This window comes from Hamadaea sp. NPDC050747 (genome assembly GCF_040654195.1).
Taxonomy (GTDB): domain Bacteria; phylum Actinomycetota; class Actinomycetes; order Mycobacteriales; family Micromonosporaceae; genus Hamadaea.
The window spans coordinates 106,356-129,653 of sequence record NZ_JBFAHM010000005.1 but is presented as its reverse complement, the minus strand read 5'-3'; the positions used below and the strand labels follow the sequence as shown (position 1 = coordinate 129,653).

Sequence of the window (23,298 nt, the reverse complement as noted above, 5' to 3'; positions counted from 1 at the left end):
GGATCACCTCGCCGGACGCTCGTGGCACCGTCACGAGTTCTGCCTCGAGCATAGTCACACCCGACGTTGCACTTCCAACTGTCAATCCTTCGGGGCAGGAGATCAGGGTACCGGTTACCGACAATCAGTCAGATCCTGTGCATTCGATCGTCTCGGACTGGTCGACATTCGCGGCAACAGTGGTAGCGCTACTGGTATTGGCGTGGAGCCGGCGCGACGTCGCCAAGCAACGGACGGAAGCGGCACAAGCCCGAAAGGATGCGGCCGAAGCGAAGCTCGAAACCGAACGAACTCGGCTGCACACGTTCGAATCGGGCATTCTACGAGAACTGCTCGATTCCCTTCCCGAGCGGCCGCCGACCACAACACCTCGACTATTGCTCAGTCCACACCAATACGGACTTGTAGCCATGCTTTCACCGAACGCCCTGCCTTTCTGGCGCGACATCGTGGCTCTCGTGGCCGAGTCCGAGTCGAAGCGGGCGGAGTTCGCTCGATATGTCGGACGCAGTGCCGATGGCGCAGCCCTCGTCAATCCGGCACTGACGGAGCTATGGAACAAGCATGGTGTCGCCGCCCGTGGTTCAGCCGACGAGACGATTCTCTGGCTCCTCCGTCGGGACGTGCTTCGCGCCCTCGCCCAGCGAAATGGCCGCACCTCGGCCGACATCGATCTTTGGCTGGCCGAGCTCTACCCGCTGTGACATAGCAGGCCACCGGACCGTATATGCCGCCTACACAGGGCGGAGTCAATCCGTCCCGCCACCCGCTAAATGGGTGTGAACGGCACATGACGTGCTCGGTAGCCTGAGGTCATGCCCCCACGCCTCCCCCACCCCGATCCCGGCGTCCCCGACACTCGCAGCCCGATCCGCTACCTGTGGTGGCTGGTCACTTCGCAGAAGGCCCGCATTCTGAGAGGCAGCGTCGTCGGCACGCTCTGGATGGTGGGGTTGTCCGTACGCCCGCTGCTGATCGCGCGCGCGATCGACGACGGGTTGCGTACGGGGGACACGGAGGCGTTGCTGTTCTGGGTCGGTTCCATCGTGCTGGCCGGCATGGTGCTGGCCTGGCTGGGGATCACGCGACATCGGACGATGACGTTCATCCGGGAGGATGCGACCGCCCGGTCGGCGCAGGTGCTCCTGAAGCACATCACCCGGGTCGGGTCCGTTCTGCCCAAGAAGATCACCTCGGGCGAGGTGGCGACCGTCGGCGGCACCGACATCACGCAGATCTCGTGGGCGCTGACGATGACTGGGCCGGGGGTCGGCGCGGTGTTGGCGTACGCCGTGGCAGCGGTGGTGCTCTGGTCGGTGAACCCGATGCTGGCCCTGTTCGTGCTGTTGGGCGTGCCGGTGGTGGCGGCCTGCGTCTGGCCGTTGCTGTCGCGGTTGCAGGGCGTGGACAGCAGCTATCGGCATGAGCTGGGCATCCTCACCGCCCGGGCCGGGGACATCGTGTCCGGGCTGCGGGTGCTGGCCGGGGTCGGCGGCCGGGACCTGTTCCTGCGCCGGTACGCCGACCGCTCGCAAACCCTGCTCGACAAGGGCTATCGGGTCGGGGCGATCATGAGCTGGGTGCAGGCGTTGACCGTCGGCATCCCCGGGCTGTTCCTCGCGCTCGTCGTCTGGCTCGCCGCGCGGATGGCCGCCAGCGGCGACATCAGCGTCGGCGAGCTGGTCGCGGTCTACGGCTACGTCGCGATCCTCATCGTTCCGGTGTGGTTCCTGCTCGAAGGCGGCTACATGGCCGTACGCGGCATGGTCGGCGCGCGCCGCATGATCAATGTGCTGCGGATCGAGCCGGACGAGGTGGGCGCGACCGGTCAGGAGCCGGGTCCGGAGGCGAACTCGGAGCTGCACGATCCCGAGTCGGGGCTGACCGTCGCGCCCGGCCGGATGATCGGGGTGGCCTGCGACGATCCCGGCGAGGCGACCGCCATCGCCGACCGGCTGGGCCGGTTCTCGGCCGAGCCCACCGAGAAGACCGCGACCTGGGGCGGCCTCCCGATCACCAGCGTCGACCTGACCGAGGTACGCGCGCGCATCCTGGTCGCCGACCACGAGTCCTACCTGTTCGCCGGTACGCTCCGCGAAATCCTGACCGGCAGCACCGAACCCGACGGCACCCAGCCTGACGGCACCGCCTCGGGCGCCCAACCCAAGAGCTGGATCAGGGTTCCAGGTCGAATCTTGGGCCAAGATTCGACCGAGAACCCTGATCCAGCGCCAAAAGCGGCAGCGCCCGCGCAAAGGGACGCGCAAAGGGAAGCGCAAAGGGAAGCGCAAAGGGACGCACAGGAGGAAAGGTTGCGAAGGGCGGTGCACACCGCGTCCGCGGACGACGTCGTCGAGTCTCTCCAGGACGGTCTTGCGGAGCCGATCGACAGCCGCGGCCGCAACCTTTCCGGCGGCCAGCGTCAACGCGTACGCCTGGCGAGGGCGCTGCTGGCGGAGCCGGAGGTGCTGATCCTGATCGATCCGACGTCGGCGGTCGATTCGCATACCGAGGCTCGGATCGCCGCCCGGCTTAGGGATCACCGCGCGGGGCGGACGACGATCGTGTTCGCCACGTCTCCTTTGCTGCTCGCCGGGACGGACGAGGTCACTTACATCGCGCAGAAGAAGGTGATCGCCTCCGGGCGGCACGAGGATCTGCTTCAGGAGGAGCCCGGCTACCGGGCGCTCGTGGCGCGGGACACCGAGGACGAGACGACGGGGGCGGCACGATGAGGAAGGGACTGCCGGTCGCCGACCGCAAGACAGTCTGGCGCGAGACCGCCGAACTCACCAAGCGCGAGAAGAAGGTCGTCACGGGGGCCGTCGCCCTGCACGTCGTCGCGGCCATCGCCGGCCTGGGCGGCCCGTACCTCGTCGGCCGGATCGTCAACGTCGTCAGCGACGGCGGCGGAGCATCTGATGTGGACAAGATGGCCCTCGCCGTCGGGGTGTGCGTCCTGATCCAGGTCCTGGTCTCACGGCAGGCGCAGTACATCGGGCACCGGTTCGGCGAACGCGCCAACGCCAAGCTCCGCGAGGACTTCGTCGCGCGTACCTTGGCGCTGCCGGTCTCCGCGGTCGAACGGGCGGGCACCGGTGATCTGGCCACCCGCAGCTCCGTCGACGTCGCCACCGTCGGCAACACCGTGCGTACGGTGGTGCCGACGCTGCTGATCTCCGCCATCCAACTGCTGCTGATCTTCGGCGCTGTGATCGTCATGTATCCACCGCTCGGGCTGGTCGCGCTGGCCGGCGTACCGACGACTGCCGCCGTGGCGCGGTGGTACCTGCGGCGGGCGAGTCCGGCGTACCTCAAGGAAGGCGAGACGGCCTCCGAGCTGACCGAGGCCTTGACCACGACGGCTGAAGGCGGCCGGACCGTCGAGGCCTTGCGCCTGGCCGACGAGCGCGTGACGCACGGCACTCAGAAGATCGGGCAGCAGTGGCAGGCGCGGCGGCGGACGCTGGCGTTGCGCTCGGTGTTCTTCCCGATCGTCGAGGCCGGCTACGCGCTGCCCGCCGCCGCGATGCTGCTCGCGGGCGGCTTCTTCATGCGGCACGGGGTCAGCCTCGGCGTCGTCGTCAGCGCCACGCTCTACGTCCAGCAGGCCATCGACCCGCTCGACCGGGTCATGATCTGGCTCGAACAGGCCCAGCGCGGGCTCGCGTCGTTCGCCCGCGTGCTGGGCGTCGGCATGGTGCCGCCCGAGCCCCGCGGCGAGGTTCCGGCCGCGAACCAGCGCGAGCTGGTCGTGCGCGGTGCCAGGTTCGCCTACGGTGACGGGCACGACGTGCTCCACGGCATCGATCTAGAGGTACGCCCAGGGGAGCGGTTGGCGATCGTCGGTCCGTCCGGGGCGGGCAAGTCGACGCTGGCTCGACTGCTCGCGGGCATCGACGCGCCGCGCGAGGGCGTCGTGACGCTCGGCGGGCTGGCGGTGACCGCGATCGACCCGGCAGAACGGCGTCGCCGCATCGCGTTGGTGACCCAGGAACACCACGTGTTCATGGGCAGTCTGCGGGACAACTTGGCGTTCGCCGCCCCCGGCGCGACCGACGACGACATGCTCGACGCGCTCGTGGCCGTCGGCGCCGACTGGTACGCCGATCTCCCGGACGGCTTGGACACCGAACTCGGCGACGGCATCCGTACGCTGGGCCCGGCGGACGCGCAGCAACTGGCGTTGGCCCGGCTGGTCCTGGCCGATCCGCATACGCTGATCCTCGACGAGGCGACCGCCGCCCTCGACCCGACGACGGCTCGCCGCACCGAACGTGCGCTGGCGGCAGTCCTCGAAGGACGGACGGTGATCGCGATCGCGCACCGGCTGAACACCGCCCACGACGCCGACCGGGTCGCCGTGCTCGAAGGCGGCCGGGTCAGTGAACTGGGCAGCCACGACGACCTCGTACGCGCCGGCGGCGCCTACGCGTCGCTTTGGCGCTCCTGGCACGGCTGACTCTTGCGCGCCGCGCCCTTACGGCGCTGGATCAGGGTTCTCGGTCGAATCTTGGTGCAAGATTCGACCCGGAACCCTGATCCAGCGCCGATCAAGAAGGGCTACATGCCGGGCATCGGCATGATCTCGTAGACGGCGATGGTGCCACCCTGCGCCGCGTGCGGATGCCCTTCCAGAACCTGGTCGAGCTGGTCCGCGTCGGTCGCCTCCAGGATCGAGTAGCCGCCGACGGGCTGGCCGCCGCCGGCATCCTTGACCGGGTTGGTCGGATTGCCGAAGTCCACGAGCGCGGACCCGGCCTTGCCCGCCCAGGCGTTCCAGGCGTCCATCGACGCCTTCATGTCCTCCGGCGTCGAGGAGCCCATCTGCTCGCCCATCGTCTGGTCGGAGCGGTACAGAATAAGGTACTTAGGCATAGTTCCAGTGCATCACCAACACGAAGGCGCCGGACCCGTTTACGGGATCCGGCGCCTTGCGTACGTGGGTCAGGAACGCTTGCCGAGCAGCGCCCGGGCCATCGCGGAGACGAACCTCTCGATCTCCGACCCGAACGGGTTCTCGTGCACCATGTAGGTCCACGTGGCGGTCGGGCGGGGCAGACCCGCCGCGGAGGTGTCCCAGTCCGGGTCGGTCAGGTCGGCCTCAGCGAAGGTCTCGACCGTGCTGGTCTGGATGCCTTCGGTCAACTCCTTGAACGCCGGGATCGCGACCCGGTGGTACTCGTCGAGCGGATCCTGACGGCCGAGCGCGCGCAGGTGGACGCCTTCGCGTACGTCGGACAGCATCGCCAGGTGATCGGCCCAGGCCCGGTCGAGGTGCGCCAACGCGATCGAGCGTGCCGCCTCTTCAGTCTGCTCGTCGCCGATCGCGTCGGCGATCTCGTCGTAGCGCTCCTTGTCGGCTTCGAGGACCCACTGCGCGGCGAGGTCGGTGTTGAGCAGTTCCCGGCGCTTGGCGGCCAGCAGCTGCCGCTGCCGCTCGACCAGTACGCCGTACTTCCAGGTGTTGCGGTGGATCTCGAAGTGCACGCCTTCGGAGACCTTCTGGGCGTGGCTGACGGAGTAGTCGACCTCGGGCCCGGTCATCCGCCCGTCGGCGGCGACGTTGGCCGTGAAGGTCTCGCCGTTGCGCACGATCAGGCTGTCCTCGGGGCTGACGAAGAACACCGAGCCGCCGGGGTCGCCCTGGCGGCCGGCGCGGCCGCGGAGCTGGTCGTCGACGCGGCGGCTGTCGTGCCGGCCGGCCCCGATGACGTAGAGCCCACCGAGTTCGACGACCTCGTCCCGGTCGCGCTCGTCCCGGCCGCCGAGCCGGATGTCGGTACCGCGACCGGCCATCTGGGTCGACACGGTGACCCGGCCCAGGGCACCGGCCTCGGCGATGATCGCCGCCTCCTCGGCGTCGTTCTTGGCGTTGAGCACGACGCACTCGATATCGGCCGCACGCAGCGACCGGGCCAGGCGCTCGGACTCGGCGACGTCGAGGGTGCCGATCAGGACCGGGCGGCCCTTCTCGTGCGCCTCGGCGACCTCGGCGATGATCGCCTCTTCCTTCTCCTCCGCGGTGGCGTAGACCCGGTCGGCCTCGTCGACGCGGATCGACGGGGTGTTCGGCGGGATCACGGCGACCTCGAGGCGATAGAACTCCCGCAGCTCGTCGCCGACGTTGACGGCGGTGCCGGTCATGCCGCAGACCGTCGGGTAGAGCCCGACGAAGCCCTGCACGGTGATGGTCGCGAGGATCTCGCCCTCGGCCGTCGAGTGCACGCCCTCCTTCGCCTCGACCGCCGCCTGCAACCCGTCCGGCCAGCGGCGACGCTGGGCCACCCGGCCGCGTACGCTGTCGACGAGCTGCACCTGCCCATCCCGGACGATGTAGTCGACGTCCCGGTGCACGAGCACGCGAGCGTGCAGCGCCAGGTTGATCGCGGTCAGCTTGTCGAGGTTCTCCTGGTCGTAGAGCTCGATGCCGTCCCATTCGCGCTCGACCAGGCGCGAGCCGGCCTCGGTGAGCTGGACGTTGCGACCGCCCTCGACCCGGATGAAGTCACGGGCCTTCTCCATCTTCGCCACGATCTCGGCGGCCTTCTGCGCCGGCGAGACGGCCTCCTCCACGCTGCCGGCCAGCACCAGCGGCACCCGAGCCTCGTCGATGAGGATGAAGTCGGCCTCGTCGAGGATCAGCGTCGCCAGACCCGGCATCACCTCGTCGCCCTTGGAGGTGACGAGCTGGTCGCGGAGGAAGTCGAAACCGGCCTCGCTGACCGACGCGTAGGTCACGTCGCACGCGTACGCCGCCACGCGCTCCTCGTGCGTCGACTGTTCGCCGACCGAGCCGACGGTCATGCCGAGCAGGTCGTAGACCGGACGCATCCACTCGGCGTCCCGATGGGCCAGGTAGTCGTTGACGGTCATGATCTGCACCCGGGCGCCTCGCGTGGCGTAACCGAACGCGGCGATGGCGGCGGCCAGGGTCTTGCCTTCACCGGTCGCCATCTCGACGATCGTGCCCGCCAGCATCGACATCGCGCCGAGCAGCTGCGTGTCGAACGCGCGCTCGTCGAGAGCCCGGCGACCGGCCTCCCGGCCGAGAGCACAGATCTCGACCAGGTCGTCGTCGTGGATCATCACCGGCTGCGCCCGCTGGAGCGAGTCGACGTACTCCGGGGACTCCTCGGGCTCTGCCTCCTCGTCGTCGGACGCACCGGTCAGCCGGTCGCCCAACTCGAGCGCGCGCGCCTTGAGCTCGTCGTCGGTCAGCGCCTTCAGCTCCTCCTCCAGCTCCTCGATCCGAGGCAGCAGGGCCTCGAACGGGGCGAGGCTGACGGTGGATCCGGGGCGCTGCATGAACGTACGCAGCTTCTGGCGGAACTTCGTGGCGAGACCCATGCCCGCAAAGGTACAAGGCGATGGCCGTCCAGTGGAGCCCTCAACTCAAGGTCTGAAGAATCCGCTGGTCGGAGCCGTCCACGACGATCTCGGCGAGAGCACCGTTCACCAATGCCAGCTCCGGTGCGACGTGCCCGCAGTCCACATCGAGGATGACCGGAATGTCCAGATCACCGAACGCGAGGCGTACGGCGTCGTCCTGGGTGAACGAGCCGGCCGCCGGGGCGTCCGTACGCCCGACGAGGATCGCGTTCGCGTGATCGAACCAGCCCGCCAGCCGCAAGCTGTACATCTCTCGCGCAGCGTCCAGGGCGGCGTGCTCGCACATCTCCACGTAGACGATCAAGCCTTCCGGCGCGTGCTCCTCCGCGAACCGCCGCACATCGCCGTACGGCGTACCCGCGAGGCTCACGATGGTCTCGACGCATCCGCCGATCAGCCGTCCGGTCGCCCGGACCGGTCCCGCGCCCGGATCGAGCAACCGCCACGAGCCCGGCTGATCCAGGTCCGGGTCGACGAGGTCAGGCTGACCGATGATGTTGTAGAAGCCCGGCCCCTTGTGGTGCGTCGACCCGCGTTGTTCCAGCACCTCACCCGGTTCCGCCTGCAACGCGTCCAGGTAGTGCAGGATGCCGTCCGGCCGTCGCGTCGGCGTATGCATCAGGTTCTGCCCGTGCAGCGTCGCCACCCCGGTCCGCGTCGTCACCGCCAGCAGCAGCGTCGAGATGTCGGAGTACCCGACCAGCCAGGCCGGACCGGATTCGGCGATCTTGGCGTAGTCCAGCCGTTCGACCAGGTCGACGGCCAGCTCGCCGCCCCACGGCGGCACAACCGCGCCGATACCGGGATCCGTGAGCATCGCCGTCAGCTCCGCCGCCCGCTGCTCCGCCGGCGCGGACACGATCCCGGAACCGTCCATGCACTCGCCGACGGTCACCTCGTACCCACGCTGAGCCAGATCCGCGAGCACGAACTCGAGCCGCGGCCGGAACCGCTCGTCCACGCCGCTGGAGGGCGAGGTCACCCCGATCCGGTCGCCAGGTCGCAGCGGTGCGGGATACCTGATCATCGTGACTCCTTCAAACGCAGGCTGAACTGCGTACCAATATCCTCGAAGCCCAGCGCCGCGGCGACCTTGCGGCTGGCCACCGGCCGCGCGCGCCACTGGGCGAACAAACCCTCGGACAGCGCGGCCTCGACGGCGGCCGAGGCGACGCGGCGCGCGAGACCGCGGCCGCGATGCGCGGGGTGGGTGAGCACGCACAGATGCGCGACGTCGTCCGGCCAGCGCCTGTAGCCGGCGGCCGCGACGATCTCACCCTTCCTTTCCAGCATGTACGCAAGACTGTCGATCTCTTCGAGGCCGCACTCGTCGGCCTCCTCCTCATCCACCACACTGAGCAACTGGCGCAGTTCGTCCTTCACGACCGCGTCCGCCGCCCCAGCCGGGCGGAACCGCGCCGGATCGAGGTACGCCAAATGCGCCGGGCCCAACGTCGCCGCCGCCAGCTCCTCCCACGGCACCGCACCACGCATCTGCTCGGCAGACCACTCATCCGGGCAGGTCACAAGGGTCGCGCCGCCGATGGTGACCGTGCCGCACCAGCCGGGCGGGCAAAGCTTGGACGCCGGCGCAACGACGACCGCCGCTCCCGAGCCCGGGAAGCTCCCCGGCCGATCCGCCAAGACCTCCCAGAGCTGTCGCGCCCGCGCCACCACGTCCATGTGCGGATCTTGCCAGCCCCGCCCTCCCCCAGCGACCGGTTTACCGCTGCCGGGAGGCGACTTCCGGTAGGCGGCGTACCTCTCCGCGGCGGGGAAAGGTACGCCACCTTCCGGAGATCACGACAGGGTCTAGGCGAGGTCGGGCAGATCGCGTTCGGCGTAGCAGCGGCTCTTCAGCGAGCAGCCGAACGAGACGTGGATTCCGGGATGAGCGAGAGCGGCGGCCTCAAGCCGAGGGCGAGCGGCGTCAGCGGCTTCGCCGACGGCGAGCAATGCCCGCCAATGCGCGACGAGCGCCCAGAACAGCAGGTCAGGCTCGTGACAGCGACGGGCGACGGTGACCGCCTCGGAGGCGAGGGCGAGGTGGGTCTGCGGGTCGGTGGTCGAGCGGAGGAGGCGGAGGAGGGCTTCGGCGAGCCGGTTGTGGTGCGTTCCGTACGCGGCGACGAGCTTGCGGTAGGTCCGCACTTCGGCGGCGAGCGGCAGGACGGCGGACGAGAGCAGGGTGATACGCGCGAGGTTCGCGGCGTCGGTCAAGGGACCTCCGATGCTCGGGGACATGACGCGGCCCGTTTCACGGCGACGCGGGAAACGGGCACGAGCGGGAAGTCTAGGAAGGTGTCTGCGCAGGTCGCGACGGCCGAACGACCGAGTGATCACGGGCGCGCGCCGGTTTAGGCTGTGAGCGGTCAACCGTGCGCCTGGGGGCGTACAGGGGATAGAGTCCGCCAATGCGCGCGCGGTGGGTGTTCGCGGCGACGGCCCTGGCCCTGGTGGCGAGCCTGGGGCTGTGGGCGGCGGCCGACGTCAGCCGGCCGGGCCGGGCGATCGGCGAGCAGGCGGCCGGCGCGGCGGCCAATCGCAACGCGTGCGGCCAGAGCGCCCCGCGGGAACTGCGCGGCATGTGGCTGACGACGGTACGCAACATCGACTGGCCCAGCCGGCCGGGTCTGCCCGAGGCGACCGTCAAGGCGGAGTATCAGCAGTGGCTCGATCTCGCCGTGAAGATGAACCACAATGCGATCTTCGTCCATGTACGCCCCAGCGGTGACGCCTTCTGGCCGAGCGAGTACGCCCCGTTCTCGTATTGGCTGACCGGAGACAAGACCGGGAGGAATCCCGGGTGGGATCCGCTGGACTACGCGGTGACCGAGGCGCACAAGCGGGGCCTGGAGTTCCACGCGTGGTTCAACCCGTACAAGGCGAGTCAGGATCCCGTGGTTCCGGCGGGCTATCCGCATCCGGAGTGGACGGTCACCTATCCGCTGAAGGCCGAGGAGCGGCACGCGTACTTCGATCCGGGGATCCCGGCGGCGCGCCAGTGGGTCGAGGACTCGATCCTCGAGTCGGTACGCAAGTACGACCTGGACGGCGTGCATTTCGACGACTTCTTCTACCCGTACCCGAAGACCGGGCAGGAGTTCCCGGATCAGGCGAGCTACGCCCAGTTCGGCGGCGGGAAGAACAAGAACGACTGGCGGCGGGACAACGTCAACCTGCTCGTGCGGGAGACGTATGAGCGGATCAAGCAGATCAAGCCGTGGGTGCGGTTCGGGATCAGCCCGTTCGGGATCTGGCGCAACGACGACAGCGACCGCCGCGGCTCGGCCACTCAGGGGCTGGAGAGTTACGCGGCGATCTACGCCGACACGCGTACCTGGGTGAAGGAGGGCTGGCTCGACTACATCGTGCCGCAGCTCTACTGGCACATCGGCTTCAAGATCGCCGACTACGCGGTGCTCCTCCGGTGGTGGACCGAGCTGGTCAAGGGCACCGACGTGCAGCTCTACATCGGACAGGCGGACTACCGCATCAACAATGCGGGTGTGTGGAAGGATCCAGCGGAACTGGATCGGCAGATCGCGCTCAACCAGAAGTCGGGCGTGCTCGGCAGCATCCACTTCAGCGCCAAAAGCGTCCGCACGAACAAGCTGGGAGCGGTGACGCGCTACCGCGACGCGCACAACGCGACGCCCGCGCTCATCCCGGTCTCCGCGCGGCTGAAGGCCGATCCGCCGCTCGCTCCTACCCTGGTGGTACGCCGAACGACGGAGAAGACCGCGGTCACGTGGCGTCCCACCGAAGCCGGCCCGCCGGCCTACCGGTACGCGGTGTACCGCGACGGAGTTCTCGTGGCGACCGTCCCGGGTGGTACGCACTCGTGGCAGGACGCGAAGACCGGCGGAAGCTACTGCGTGACGGCGCTCGACCGGTCCTGGAACGAAAGCCGAGCCTGACGTACTGCGTCAACCGGTGATCATCGCCTACGATCACCGGGATCCTCTCCCCCAGCGAATGCCGAGCCGCCCAAGAGGTCACATGTGAACAGACCCCTCCTCCTCCGGCGTACCTGGACGATCCGGTCGCGAGTCCTGCTGCTGCTGTTGGCGCCGTTGTTGCCGCTGGTCGGCATGTGGGCGTTCAGCACGACGCTGTCCGTGTCGGCCGCGGGGAATCTGCTCGACGCGCAGACCAGCGCCGAGAACGGAGCCCTGCCCGCCGGCGCGGTCGCCTACTACCTGGAACGCGAGCGGAAGCTGTCGACCCAGCTCCTCGGCGGCGACACCAGTGCGGCGGGCGCTCTGCGGGATCAGCGGTCCAGCACCGACAAGCAGGTCGCCAAGCTGCGCCAGTTGGCCGAAGGCGAGGATCTGCGGGATGCCGCCTCGCCGGTCGCGCTGCAGAAGATCGGCGAGATGCTGACCGCGTTGGACTCGCTGCCCACAGCCCGCGCCTCGGTCGACACCGCGCGCTATACGCGGGTTCAGGCGGTCAACGCGTACACGGCGATCATCGAGAAGGCGTTCGCGGTGTTCGCCACCGCCATCGAGGTGGACGATCACACGCTGGCTCGGGCGTCCACCACCACCGCCACGATCAACGAGGCCCGGGACCTGTTCTCCCTGGAGGACGCCCTGATCAGCGGGGTACTCGCCGCGGGCGGCACGTATGCGCCCAGCGAGCGGGGCATGATCGTGCAGGCGATCGGCGCCCAGCGGCAGCTCTACGAGGTCGGTACGCGAGCCCTGCTGCCCGAGGACGCCGAGACGTACCAGGAGATCATCACAAGCGAGGCGTACGCCCGCATTCGCGCGGCCGAGGACAAGATCACCGAGTCGGCCGGCAACCGGCTGCCGGGCATCGACCGCAAGCAGTGGGAAACCGACGTCACCGCGGTCAACCTGGCACTGTCGCATCTGGAGGACCAGATCGCCGGGCGGGCGATCGAGGCCGCCACCCCGGCCGCGACGCGGATCATCCTGCGACTGCTGATCGCCGGCCTGCTCGGTCTGCTGCTCATCATCGGCCTGGTGCTGCTGTCGATCCGGATCGCCCGGTCGATCATCCGGCGTATCCGGGAACTGCGCGCCGAGGCCCTCGACGTGGCCGAACGCAAGCTGCCCGACGTCGTCAACCGACTCCGGCGCGGCGAGGAAGTCGATGTGGACGCCGAGGCGCCCCCGCTCACCCACGCCGACGACGAACTCGGTCAGCTCGACGGCGCGTTCGCCGACATGCAGCGTACGGCGATCGCGGCCGCGGTCCAGGAGGCCCATCTGCGGGCCGGCCTCAACCAGGTCTTCCTCAACCTCGGCCGGCGCAGCCAGGTGCTCGTGCACCGGCAGCTGTCGCTGCTCGACGCCATGGAACGCCGGGTCACCGACCCGCAGGACCTCGAAGAGCTGTACCGGATCGACCACCTCGGCACCCGGCTGCGCCGCCATTCCGAGGACTTGGTCATCCTGGCCGGCGCGGTGCCCGGCCGGGGCTGGCGCAACCCGGTGCCGCTGCACGACGTGCTGCGCTCGGCCGTGTCCGAAGTCGAGGAGTACACCCGCATCACGGTGGTGTCGCTGCCGGAGATGGCCCTGGTTGGCCGCGCGGTCAGCGACGTCGTGCACCTGCTCGCCGAACTGCTGGAGAACGCGACGGCGTTCTCGCCCCGCGACACCCACGTCCAGCTCTCCGGGCAGATGGTGCCGAACGGGTTCGCGGTCGAGATCGAGGACCGCGGCGTCGGCCTGCCGCAGGAGGCGATCGACGAGGCCAACGCCCGCCTCGCCGATCCGCCGGACTTCGACCCCGCGCACAGCTCGCGGCTCGGGCTGTTCGTGGTCGCGCGGCTGGCCGCCCGGCACGGCATCAAGGTCACCCTCCGCGCGTCGCCCTACGGCGGCATCACCGCCGTCGCGCTGCTGCCGCGCGAGCTGGTGGTCGAGGAACGGCCCGCGCAGGGCGAACTCACCGTGGCCCGCCCCCAGTTCGCGATGGCCGCGCTCCCCTCCGGAGGGGATACGCCGAAAGCAGCGGCCGCCGTCGCGGCGGAGGACACTCCGGCTCTTCGCCCAAGCGGATCTTCGGTGCCACCGCCGCCGGCCCTGCTGGACGAGGCGACCGCCGAACAGCCCATGATCGCCGCGCCTGCCGGGGAGCCTGTCGGGCGAGCCGCCATCAGTGCGGTCCAGCCGGTCGCCGGGCCGCATCAGCTCAGCCCCGAAGGACTGCCCATGCGGCAACGCCAGGCCAGTCTTGCGCCGCAGTTGCGCGTACAAAATGCTGGAGATGGACAACCCGCGCGGACCTCGCGGCCGGCTGAGGCGAGTCGCACGATGTTGTCCTCGCTGCAGGCCGGCACGAACCGCGGCCGGGCGGAGGCCGCGCAGCAGGCCACTTTGGAAGGTTCGGAGGAGCAGGAATGAGCAACCCCGCCCACGGGCTGGACTGGCTGATCGACGACTTCGTGGCGCGGGTGCCCGCGGCACAGCAGGCCGTCGTGCTGTCGGTGGACGGCCTGCTGATGGGCGCCTCGCGCAACCTCGCGCAGGCCGAGGCCGAGCACATGGCGGCGGTCGCCGCCGGTTTCGCGAGCCTGTCCCGCAGCGCCGGCCGGCATTTCCAGCGCGGGCCGGTCCGCCAGACGATCATCGAGCTGGAGACCGCCTTCCTGCTCGTCACCTCGGCCGGACAGGGCTCCTGCCTCGCGGTGCTGGCCGCCGCCGACTCCGACATCGGCATGGTCGCCTACGAGATGGCGATGCTGGTCGAACGGATCGGGCACAACCTGGCCACGCAGCCAAGAAGTACGGCGAATGCGCGCTGACGGGGAGCCTCGGGACACTCACGACTGGCTGGACGACGACGCCGGCCCGCTCGTGCGTTCCTTCGCGCTCACCGGCGGCCGGGCGAAACCCGGCGCTGCCACGTTCGACCTGCTCAGCCACGTGACGGCGGCGCCCTTCGCGCTGCAGCGCAGCACCATCCACCTGCAACCGGAGCACCGGGCGATCCTCGCCCGCGCCCGCGACCCGGTCTCGGTCGCCGAACTCGCCTCGCACCTGGGCTACGGCCTGGGCGTGGTCCGTGTGCTGCTGGCCGACCTGCTGGAGGCGGGCGCGATCACCAAGGTGGACGCCCCCTCCGACACCCTTCCCGACGACGACGTACTCCAGGCGGTGATCCATGGCCTCCGAACCAGCTGACGGCCGGGCTCGGCCGGTGCCGACAGCGATCAAGATCCTGATCGCGGGCGGCTTCGGCGTAGGCAAGACGACGCTCGTGGGTGCGGTGAGCGAGATCCTGCCACTGCATACCGAGGAGGTCCTGACGTCGGAGAGCACGGTCTCCGACGATCTGTCCGGTGTGGAGGGCAAGACCACCACGACGGTCACGATGGACTTCGGCCGGATCACCTTCGGCGACAACGTCGTGCTCTACCTGTTCGGCACCCCCGGCCAGGACCGGTTCTGGTTCCTGTGGGACGAGCTGGCCCTCGGCGCGCTCGGCGCGGTGGTGCTCGCCGACACCCGGCGACTGGCCGACTGCTTCCCTTCGATCGACTACTTCGAACGCCGGGAGACCCCGTTCATCGTGGCCGTGAACTGCTTCTACGGCGAGCAGCCGTTCGAGCCCGACGCCGTGCGCAACGCGCTCGCGCTGGACCCGAACGTCCCGCTCGTGATGTGCGACGTCCGCGATCGCAAGTCCGGCCGGGAGGTGCTGATCACGCTCATCGAACATGTGCGGTCGTTGCGGCTGGCCGCCGCCGCCCGCTGACCCCTTTCACCTGCAGAGGCCTAGGGCGCCCGTTGGGCGCCTTCTTGGCGCCTCCTTGGCGCCTTCTCGGCACCGTCTCGGCACCGTCTCGGCACCGTCTTGGGCGCTGGATCAGGGTTCCCGGTCGAATCATGGTGCGTGATTCGACCGGGAACCCTGATCTGCTTCCAGGGCAGTATCGGGGAGCAAGCCCCACGAACCCTCGCTATAGGGCACGATATCCGTGAAGCGGACAAACGGGGGGCAGCGGGATGGCTGGGTTCCGAGCGATGATCATGGTCGCCGTACTGGGCGGCGCGACGGCACTGGCAGGCTGCACGGCCACGAAGGACGCCGCCCAGCCGACACCGAGCGCGGAAGCGCCCCAGGAGAACCTGGCGCTCGCCGTCAGCCCCGCCGACCGGGCGTCCGGCGTACCGGTCAGCGCCGAGATCGGCATCAAGCTCGGCTCCGGCATGGTCGACGCCGTCGACGTACGCGACGCGGCCGGGCAGAAGATCGCCGGTCAACTGCGCCCGGACGCGTCGGCCTGGGTGCCCGCGGCCCCGCTCAAGTACGCCCAGCGCTACACCGCCACGGTGACCGCCGTCGGCTCGCGTACGCACCACGAGTCCAAGTCGGTCGCGTTCACCACCATGGCGCAGCCGTCCCAACTGGAGAGCGTGGGCTTCTACCTGTTCGACGGCCAGGAGTACGGCATCGGCATGCCGATCCCGATCGAGTTCATGCGGGACGTCCCGGTGAACCTGCGGGCGGCGGTGCAGAAGCGGTTCTTCGTCACCAGCGACCCGCCGCAGCCCGGCGCCTGGCACTGGTTCAGCCCGACCCAGGTTCAGTACCGGCCGGCCGCGTACTGGCAGCCGGGCACGAAGCTGACCGTCCGGCTGGGCCTCAAGGGACAGGCGCTCGGCGGCGGCTACTACGGCGAAGAGGACAAGATCGCCCGCGTACGCATCGCGAAGGACCGCGTCGAGGTCAAAGTCACCAATCACCCGAAGCAGATGCAGGTCTTCAAGAACGGCGCGGTGATCAAGACGATGCCGGTCAGCCTCGGCAAGCCCAGTACGCCCAGCTCCAGCGGGCACATGGTGGTCATGGAACAGGCGTACACCTATCGGTTCGACACCCGGGGCGAGCCGAACGGCGGCTACGTGGTCGACGTCAACTACGCCCAGCGCCTGACCTGGGGCGGCGAGTTCATCCACTCCGCACCGTGGAGCGTCGGCGACCAGGGCTACACCAACGTCTCCCACGGCTGCGTGAACGTCGGCCCCGGCAACGCCGCCTGGCTGTTCACCGTGATGAAGGTCGGTACGCCGGTCACCATCAGCGGCACCGAGGTCAAACTCGCCCCCGGCAACGGGTGGACGGTGTGGGACATGGACTGGCCGACCTTCCTCAAGGGCAGCGCCGTCCCAGTCACCTCCGAGGTCGCCGACGCGGTCGCGTACGAGCCGTATCCGAAGCCCAAGCCGTCGCCGACGGTCGCGCCGAGCCCCAGCCCGGGATCGGTCGGAAACGCCCAGATGGGTACGCCGACCCCCTCGGCCAGCTGAATCCGGCCTACGAACGGCGTGTTTTCCTTCACCACCGGCAACGAGTCCTTGTCGCGCCACGTCTTTAAGGCACGATAGATCGTCGAAAGCGAACCAAGATCGGGTTCGCGGAGCCGATGGATGAGGGTCACATGGAGCGCACCGTTTCCGGCCGTACGGTAACCGGCCGCACCGCCACCCGGCGCGGCCTGCTCGCCGGCGCCGGTCTCGTGGGCGTGGCCGCCGGCCTCGCCGCCTGCACGTCTGACAAGGACTCCAGCGGTGGCACCGGTGGGGCGACCGAATCGCCGAAACCGGACCCGAACGCCGCCGCGGCGACGATCGTCACCCCGGCGAAGGACGCCACCGGAGTATCGGCCGCCACCGAGATCGTCTACGAGCTGAAGAACGCCACCGAGGCGACCGTCGAGCTCAAGGACGTCAACGGCACGGTCATCACCGGTGACCTGCGCGCCGATGGCAGCAGCTGGGTACCGGCCAAGACGCTCGGCTACAGCACGGCGTACACGGTGACGGTGACCGCGACCGGGAGCGACGGCAAGACCGCGACCGCCACGAGCGGCTTCACCACGATGGCCAAGCCGAGCAAGACCGTGCGGGTCACCAGCTTCCTCGCGGACAACGCGAAGGCCGGCGTGGGCATGCCGCTGATGTACAAGTTCAGCCGGTCCATCCCCGAGGCCCAGCGGGCCGAGGTGCAGAAGCGGCTGTTCGTGAGCAGCGAGCCGGTGCAGGACGGCATCTGGCACTGGTTCTCCGGGACCGAGGTGCACTACCGGCCCAAGGAGTACTGGAAGGCCGGATCCAAGATCAACGCCCGGCTGGCCATCGGCGGGCTCGACATGGGCGACGGGTACTACGGCAAGAGCGACATCACGCTGGAGAACCTCAGCATCGGCTCGGCCGTGATCATGGTCGCCGACAACAAGACCAAGCAGATGACGGTGACCAAGGACGGCACGGTCGTCCGGAAGATCCCCATCAGCCTCGGCAAGCCCAGTACGCCGTCGTCCAGCGGCACCGTGGTGATCATCGAGAAGTTCGTCCACACGATCTTCGACACCTTCGCCGAACTCGGCCCCGAACTGGGCTACCGCACCCCGATCGACTACGCCCAGCGCCTGACCTGGGGCGGCGAGTACATCCACTCCGCGCCGTGGTCGATCAGCTCCCAGGGCAAGCGCAACGTGTCGCACGGCTGCCTCAACATGTCCCCCGCGAACGCGAAATGGCTGTTCAACCTGACCACCATCGGCGACCCGGTGACCACCAAGGGCACCGAGCGGCAGCTGAAGAACGGCAACGGCTGGACGCACTGGAACATGACCTGGGACGAATACGTGAAGGGCAGCGCCCTGCCCTTCGTCTCGGCGTCGACCCCGTCGCCCGCCCCGTCGGACTCGGCCACGCCGGATCCGACCGCCACGCCCGACCCGACCGCCACCCCGTCGGCCTGATTCATGATCAGGGTCATTTCTCTGTCGTCATGACAACGTGGAAATGACCCTGATCACGAACGCATCCTGATCATGAATACAAAGAAGCCCCGTCCGCTGGACGAGGCTTCTTTCCGTGGGGTGATCGACGGGATTTGAACCCGCGACACCCGGGACCACAACCCGGTGCTCTACCAACTGAGCTACGACCACCATCATCAACCGCGGACCTATCAGCCCGCGGCGACCGACCAATGATAGCGGTAGCACCACCGCCGCTGTCCACCGGGTATGTCGCGAGTTACGCCAGTGTCCCCGCGATGCCCTTGGCGGTGTCGACGTCCGGGCCGGGCAGCGGCACGAAGATCGTCTGCCGGTAGTACGCCAGCTCGCGGATGCTCTCCTTGATATCGGCCAGCGCCCGGTGCGCCAGGCCCTTCTGCGGCTGCCCGAAGTACACCCGCGGATACCACCGGCGGCAGAGTTCCTTGATCGAGGAGACGTCGATCATCCGGTAGTGCAGGTGGTTGTCGAGCAGCGGCATGTCCCGGGCGAGGAAACCCCGGTCGGTCGCGATGGAGTTGCCGCAGAGCGGGGCCGTCCGCGGCTCCGGCACGTACTGCGTGATGTAGTTCATGACGAGCTGCTCCGCCTCGGCCAGGGTGACGGCCGAGCGGCGTACCTCGTCGGTGAGGCCCGACTTCTCGTGCATCTCGCGGACGACCTCGAGCATGCCGTCGAGCTGCGCGTCCTCGGCATGGATCACGACGTCGACGCCGTCTCCGAGCACGTTGAGGTCGGGGTCGGTGACGAGCGCGGCGACCTCGATGAGCGTGTCCGAACGAAGGTTCAGACCGGTCATCTCGCAGTCGATCCACACCAGGAATTCACCCATGAGCACCATACCATTAAGAGCTAAACCGGACAATCACACCCTAATTTGCGGTGCTATGTCCGATATTCCTATTGAGTGGGCTTGCCCCATTTTGCCCCACAACTCGCGCGAGGGCTGCAACCGAGTTGCATGATCGCGTTGCAACCTGCAACCGGACACATGGGCCAAGGTCACCCGAGGCTACCAGCGGAAGAGACGCTTGAGCACTACCACCCAGAACGTAGGGATGGCGCGGAGCATCCCGAGGTTCGGCTTGCCCCCGGGCCGGCGTTCGTAGTCCAGCGGCTCGCAGCACTCACACATCCTCGTCCTCCCAATCGAGCGCGTCATTGAGCGCGACGAGGAAGCGGCCAATGAGCGACTCGATCCACCGCCGGATCACTCGGAGAACTCCACGAGGCCGGACGGCATCGCTGTCGCCTCGTCCAGGCTCACGGCTCGCATGCCGTACTCCTCGGCGACGCCGAGAAGTCGCGCATTCCAATCGAGGCCGCTCACCGGGCCGAGCATCAGCGTCTCGGGCTTGGCGTACTGGACTCGCCAGCCGTACTTGCCTTCGACGTATTTGCCCCATCCGAGCACCGAGCCGATGACGTAGTGTTTCGGCCCGGTACCCCGACGAGTCAGCGGAGTAGCCCACACCGATTGCATCGCGGCAATGAGAGCATCCGTCTGGTCGGCGACGGCCACGCCGGTCAGCGCAGAGCCGAACATGAGCATTTCCTGTGCGTACATCTGCGTGAACTCACGGAAGCCGTAGAAGCCGTTCGCGCTGTCGGTACTCGGAAGCCGGTCAACGGCGTTCTTGCCTGGCTTCCACTCGTACCGCTCGCGAACCTCCTCCGTCGTGTAATCCAGCTCAGCGGGATACATGACGCCAGACGCACCCTGGTACAGGTCTTTGAAGAAGTCGAACTTCATAGGCCGCTTCTTGGGAATGCGCCTGGTATGGACGCGCTCCGTCAGCGCCGCAAGCTTGTTGTCATGCGTGAGGACCCAGATGCGCCACATTCGGAACGCACCCGCGACATCCTCTTTCGGGACCTCGGGCTTGGGCGGACCATTAAGACCGTACCTTTGCTGCACGTAGCGGCAACTGCGGCAGTTACCCCAGCAGTACGGATTACCGCAGTACATCAGGCCGGCTCCAACTCGCGCTCGGGCGTCTCTACGGGCGCGGTGATCGGTTCCTCAGCCGGAACAGGAATCGGGACGGCCTCACCCTCACGGATGGTCTCGCCGATGCTTGCCATAGCTGAACTCCCTTCTCGTTATATGTCTAGTAAGGCTCGGGGTTGAGGTCTAGGAACGGGCGACCGTTGATCACCGGGGAATCACCACGGGCCGCCAGGGCGAAGGATTCTGATATAGGTAGTCGCCCACGAAGACCGCACTCGGAGCGAGGCCCTCGACCGCCCTCATCACGTGGTCGCGAGTCGCGCCGCTGCTCACGAAGTCATCGACGAAGATCCAGCGATGACCGATCGCCCCCTCATGGCTTTGCGTGTGCGCGCCCTCGACAGACATGGGCTTGCGCACGATGAAGAGGCTCTTGTTCATCAGGTACGCGAGGACCGCGCCGAACGAGACGCCGGACATGCCACGGCACGCCACCGTGTCAAAGTCGACGTCTCGAAGCTCGGCCCTCGCCTTGCGGATGGTGTCCTTGGGTCGAAGGAGTACCTCACGGAAGTACGACCCTCGGCGGCCGTCATGCGTCAGGCTCATCCCGCCACCGCCACGACGCGAGGCTTGATCACGTCCTCCTCGTTGGGCAGAAGGCCCAGCCAGCCGGCCGCCTTCAGGGCCTCATAGTGCAGCTTGAAATGGTGACCGCAGAACAGCAGCTCCTGGCCATCCTTCGAGACCTGGTGGGCGGCCTTGGCCGCGTGGCAGGCGTCGCACATATCCATGGGTGTTCACTTCTTTCGGAGAGGCATGATGACGGACTTGAATTCGGGGACGTTCGGGAACTCGACGAACACCGGTCCGTACTTGTCCTTGGCGCTGGCCGCGTCCGAGAAGCTCAAGCGCATATCCCGGGTGCGCTCGTCCTTGGAGTTGTCCCGAAGGTCTTTCGCGTTCTGCGCGTAGCGCGCCAGGAGGTCAGGCTGAAAGCTGACCTCGGGCAGCTCGACGGACTTGCCAGCGGCGGCGAAGAGCACGCTGTCAAGGCCCGCCTTGGGAAAGCTGACTTGGTCGTACTGCGGGAACGTGAACGACGCCCCCTCGACCGTGAAGACGACGTTTGAGCCGTCCCGACGAACCTCGACGGGCGGCCCGGTCCGCGCCTTCTTGAGAGCGCCAACTAGCGCCTTGACGGCGTCCTTGGTAAGCGCGAAGTCGAACGCGGGTTCACCCGTGGTCTGCATCTCGAACCGGACGCTTGTGAATCGGTCGGTGGCGTACGCCGCGAGCATCGCGTCTCCCGTGGCGTAGACGTTCACCATTCCGAACAGCGGCAGCGCCGCCGCAGTCACGTTGTCAGCCGTGTGCGTCAGAGCAACGGCCAGGGCCTTGTAGAGGCTGTTAGCACCGATTTTCACGCTAGGACCACCTTCCAGCCCTTACCGAGCCACGAGGCGCCAGGTCTTCCCACAGGCGTACTTGCCCGCGCCGAAGTGGCTCGGGCTCTTAGCCCAGACCTTGACGCACGCGGCCCCGGGGCGGCACTTGCCGACGACCCAGTGAGACCCGGTGTACTGATCGATGTAGGCGACCGCGGCACGGAGCGGCCAGTTCACCGTAGAGACGTGCGCCTCGACGTAGGTCGTGCGCACCACGGCATGCGCAGGGACCGCGAGACCCAGGGCGACCAGGAGGCCGGCGAGGGCGGCCAGCGCGCGCCTCACCGCGTCACCTCGGGGTGCTGGCGACGGTAGCGCTCCGCCTGTCTCTCGCACTGCTCGGCGAGTGGTTCGCCGAATCGCCCGAGGTGCCGGTACATGCGGGCACGCAGACAGAGCCGCTCGTATTCGTGACGGGCTTCCATGGCTGGCCTCCTGGAAATTGGGTACAAGAAACCCCGCCCGGCCGAATGGCTGAGCGGGGACGCGCTTTGGTATGTGGACTTGGATTAGATGGCTAACAACTCCTCGCGCATCGACTCGGGCAACAGCAGTTGCACGATGCGGTCGGCAGCCGAGAGCAGTTCTCGATCATTGCTCTTGCCGTAGAGACTCGTGACGGATGTACCGCCTCGCGGGTCGCGCTTCTTGGAATGGCCCATGAAGTCGCGGCGCACGGAGAAACGGATTCCGTCCTCCTCGGCGAGCGTATTCCATGTGCGGCGCAGTCCGTGCGGACCGGCCAGCGGTGGGAGGCCAAGCTCTCTCGCGTGGCGGGAGAAGCGGCTTGTCACCGTGGAGGGCGAGAGGTGCATTCCGTGGCGGAAGCCGGGTGCTCGGGTGAAGCGGGTCTTACGCCGGTCGAATACCCATTCGCTCGGGTCCCAGTCGCCCACGATCTGCCGATAGGCTTCCTGCTCCTGACGGCGTTTCTCCAGCACGAGGCCGATGAATCGTCCGAAGTAGGCTTTGCGCCGCCGGTAGCCCTTTGGCGAATCGCGCCGTACCTCGCGCCCGTCAGCAGTGGTCACATTGTCCTCAAGCCAGCACCAGCCGCCCTCTGTGTCGACAAGAGGCCAGCGCATCCCGATAACCTCCCCACGCCTTCCGGCGGTGGCGGCAGCGGTCACCCAGTAATCGCGCATTACGGGATCACCCTCATGCGCGAGAAAGGCGGCGAACTCCTCGGGCGTCCATGTGTTCTCGACCGCTTCCTTGGGCTCCAGCTTGGCGCGCTGAACGGCGAGAATGCGCTTGGCATCGGAGCGGGCATAGAGATTGCGAGTAGTGAAGTCGTTAGCCTCAAGCCACTCGCAGAAGCGACGCCAGAGGTTCGCGGTGTGAATCCGCGTCCAGTTCTCCGGCGTGAGCTGTAGCGCCTGGTCAATGTCCATGGGCTTGGCGTCTTTCGCGGCCTTGTCCATGATGGGCGCGGGAAGCATCTCGGCCTTGATCCGATACTTCCAGTCGGACGCCGTGGTCTCCGCGAGGCTCGCGCCTTCGTACCACACCCAGACGAGATCTCGGAGGAGTGCGGAGCTGCCGTGCTCCTCCGGTTCCCGGATGCCGAGTGTAGCTCTGGCGTGCTCCTCGCGAAGCCACTGCCACGCTTCCTCTTCGCTCGGCTTGATCTTGCCGCGTCGGCCCATGCTCGGCGGCAGTTGCGCAAGCCACTTGTCGTCCCCGCGCTGGGACACGGACCCCAAGATCCGCTC

At 68.0% G+C, this 23,298-nt stretch carries 22 protein-coding genes and 1 tRNA gene; 10 read left to right on the top strand and 13 right to left on the bottom strand.

Annotated elements, in window-relative coordinates; genetic code table 11:
* The first annotated feature begins 137 nt into the window (after positions 1-137).
* The 3 genes from AB0H43_RS12860 to AB0H43_RS12850 all read left to right on the top strand — a co-directional run bounded on the left by AB0H43_RS12860 (position 138) and on the right by AB0H43_RS12850 (position 4,462).
* Entirely contained in the window at positions 138-704 is a 567-nt protein-coding gene (locus tag AB0H43_RS12860) for a hypothetical protein (RefSeq protein ID WP_359999468.1), read from the top strand.
* 111 nt (positions 705-815) lie between these two features.
* Positions 816-2,735: an ABC transporter ATP-binding protein gene (locus AB0H43_RS12855; protein WP_359999466.1), complete on the top strand. Its 1,920-nt coding sequence runs from the start codon at positions 816-818 to the stop codon at positions 2,733-2,735.
* Positions 2,732-4,462, top strand: a complete 1,731-nt coding sequence (locus AB0H43_RS12850; protein WP_359999465.1) for an ABC transporter ATP-binding protein — start codon at positions 2,732-2,734, stop codon at positions 4,460-4,462. The genes AB0H43_RS12855 and AB0H43_RS12850 overlap by 4 nt, the downstream gene beginning before the upstream one ends.
* Before the next feature lie 101 nt (positions 4,463-4,563).
* On the opposite strand, the gene AB0H43_RS12845 is transcribed toward AB0H43_RS12850, so the two are convergent.
* From AB0H43_RS12845 to AB0H43_RS12825, 5 genes are all read right to left on the bottom strand, one after another.
* The gene (locus AB0H43_RS12845; protein ID WP_359999464.1) at positions 4,564-4,878 is read right to left on the bottom strand and encodes a YciI family protein; all 315 of its coding nucleotides are present in this window, start codon (positions 4,876-4,878) and stop codon (positions 4,564-4,566) included.
* A gap of 69 nt (positions 4,879-4,947) precedes the next feature.
* Positions 4,948-7,350: an accessory Sec system translocase SecA2 gene (secA2, locus tag AB0H43_RS12840; RefSeq protein WP_359999463.1), complete on the bottom strand. Its 2,403-nt coding sequence runs from the start codon at positions 7,348-7,350 to the stop codon at positions 4,948-4,950.
* 40 nt (positions 7,351-7,390) lie between these two features.
* Complete coding sequence (locus tag AB0H43_RS12835) at positions 7,391-8,419, bottom strand: S66 peptidase family protein (RefSeq protein WP_359999462.1); 1,029 nt, start codon at positions 8,417-8,419, stop codon at positions 7,391-7,393.
* Positions 8,416-9,075, bottom strand: coding sequence for a GNAT family N-acetyltransferase (locus AB0H43_RS12830; RefSeq protein ID WP_359999461.1), 660 nt, complete (start codon positions 9,073-9,075; stop codon positions 8,416-8,418). The genes AB0H43_RS12835 and AB0H43_RS12830 overlap by 4 nt, the downstream gene beginning before the upstream one ends.
* A gap of 129 nt (positions 9,076-9,204) precedes the next feature.
* Entirely contained in the window at positions 9,205-9,636 is a 432-nt protein-coding gene (locus tag AB0H43_RS12825; RefSeq protein ID WP_359999460.1) for a hypothetical protein, read from the bottom strand.
* A gap of 170 nt (positions 9,637-9,806) precedes the next feature.
* On the opposite strand from AB0H43_RS12825, the gene AB0H43_RS12820 reads away from it, so the two are divergent.
* The 7 genes from AB0H43_RS12820 to AB0H43_RS12790 all read left to right on the top strand — a co-directional run bounded on the left by AB0H43_RS12820 (position 9,807) and on the right by AB0H43_RS12790 (position 18,142).
* Positions 9,807-11,312: a family 10 glycosylhydrolase gene (locus AB0H43_RS12820; protein ID WP_359999459.1), complete on the top strand. Its 1,506-nt coding sequence runs from the start codon at positions 9,807-9,809 to the stop codon at positions 11,310-11,312.
* Between the two features lie 84 nt (positions 11,313-11,396).
* Positions 11,397-13,775, top strand: coding sequence for an ATP-binding protein (locus AB0H43_RS12815; protein ID WP_359999458.1), 2,379 nt, complete (start codon positions 11,397-11,399; stop codon positions 13,773-13,775).
* Positions 13,772-14,176 (top strand): roadblock/LC7 domain-containing protein, encoded by a 405-nt coding sequence (locus AB0H43_RS12810; protein ID WP_359999457.1) that lies wholly within the window; start codon positions 13,772-13,774, stop codon positions 14,174-14,176. Before AB0H43_RS12815 ends, AB0H43_RS12810 begins: the two co-directional genes overlap by 4 nt.
* Complete coding sequence (locus tag AB0H43_RS12805; protein ID WP_359999456.1) at positions 14,166-14,555, top strand: DUF742 domain-containing protein; 390 nt, start codon at positions 14,166-14,168, stop codon at positions 14,553-14,555. Before AB0H43_RS12810 ends, AB0H43_RS12805 begins: the two co-directional genes overlap by 11 nt.
* Positions 14,536-15,129 carry an ATP/GTP-binding protein gene (locus AB0H43_RS12800; RefSeq protein ID WP_359999455.1) on the top strand — a complete coding sequence of 198 codons (594 nt, stop codon included), beginning with the start codon at positions 14,536-14,538 and terminating at the stop codon, positions 15,127-15,129. Before AB0H43_RS12805 ends, AB0H43_RS12800 begins: the two co-directional genes overlap by 20 nt.
* Positions 15,130-15,380: 251 nt before the next feature.
* Positions 15,381-16,685 carry an Ig-like domain-containing protein gene (locus tag AB0H43_RS12795; protein WP_359999454.1) on the top strand — a complete coding sequence of 435 codons (1,305 nt, stop codon included), beginning with the start codon at positions 15,381-15,383 and terminating at the stop codon, positions 16,683-16,685.
* A 131-nt stretch (positions 16,686-16,816) separates the two neighbouring features.
* Complete coding sequence (locus AB0H43_RS12790) at positions 16,817-18,142, top strand: Ig-like domain-containing protein (protein ID WP_359999453.1); 1,326 nt, start codon at positions 16,817-16,819, stop codon at positions 18,140-18,142.
* A 116-nt stretch (positions 18,143-18,258) separates the two neighbouring features.
* Here AB0H43_RS12790 and AB0H43_RS12785 read toward each other — a convergent pair.
* From AB0H43_RS12785 to AB0H43_RS12750, 8 genes are all read right to left on the bottom strand, one after another.
* Positions 18,259-18,334, bottom strand: a tRNA-His gene (locus AB0H43_RS12785).
* 88 nt (positions 18,335-18,422) lie between these two features.
* Positions 18,423-19,022: an oligoribonuclease gene (gene orn, locus AB0H43_RS12780; protein ID WP_359999452.1), complete on the bottom strand. Its 600-nt coding sequence runs from the start codon at positions 19,020-19,022 to the stop codon at positions 18,423-18,425.
* 372 nt (positions 19,023-19,394) lie between these two features.
* Positions 19,395-20,027, bottom strand: a complete 633-nt coding sequence (locus tag AB0H43_RS12775; protein ID WP_359999451.1) for a hypothetical protein — start codon at positions 20,025-20,027, stop codon at positions 19,395-19,397.
* 312 nt (positions 20,028-20,339) lie between these two features.
* Positions 20,340-20,615 (bottom strand): hypothetical protein, encoded by a 276-nt coding sequence (locus tag AB0H43_RS12770; RefSeq protein ID WP_359999450.1) that lies wholly within the window; start codon positions 20,613-20,615, stop codon positions 20,340-20,342.
* A gap of 125 nt (positions 20,616-20,740) precedes the next feature.
* A complete protein-coding gene (locus tag AB0H43_RS12765; protein ID WP_359999449.1) occupies positions 20,741-20,929 on the bottom strand; it encodes a hypothetical protein in 189 nt (62 codons plus the stop codon).
* 6 nt (positions 20,930-20,935) lie between these two features.
* Positions 20,936-21,562 carry a hypothetical protein gene (locus tag AB0H43_RS12760; RefSeq protein ID WP_359999448.1) on the bottom strand — a complete coding sequence of 209 codons (627 nt, stop codon included), beginning with the start codon at positions 21,560-21,562 and terminating at the stop codon, positions 20,936-20,938.
* Positions 21,563-21,583: 21 nt separating this feature from the next.
* Positions 21,584-21,868: a hypothetical protein gene (locus AB0H43_RS12755; protein WP_359999447.1), complete on the bottom strand. Its 285-nt coding sequence runs from the start codon at positions 21,866-21,868 to the stop codon at positions 21,584-21,586.
* 224 nt (positions 21,869-22,092) lie between these two features.
* Positions 22,093-23,280, bottom strand: a complete 1,188-nt coding sequence (locus AB0H43_RS12750) for a site-specific integrase (protein WP_359999446.1) — start codon at positions 23,278-23,280, stop codon at positions 22,093-22,095.
* Between the last annotated feature and the right edge of the window lie 18 nt (positions 23,281-23,298).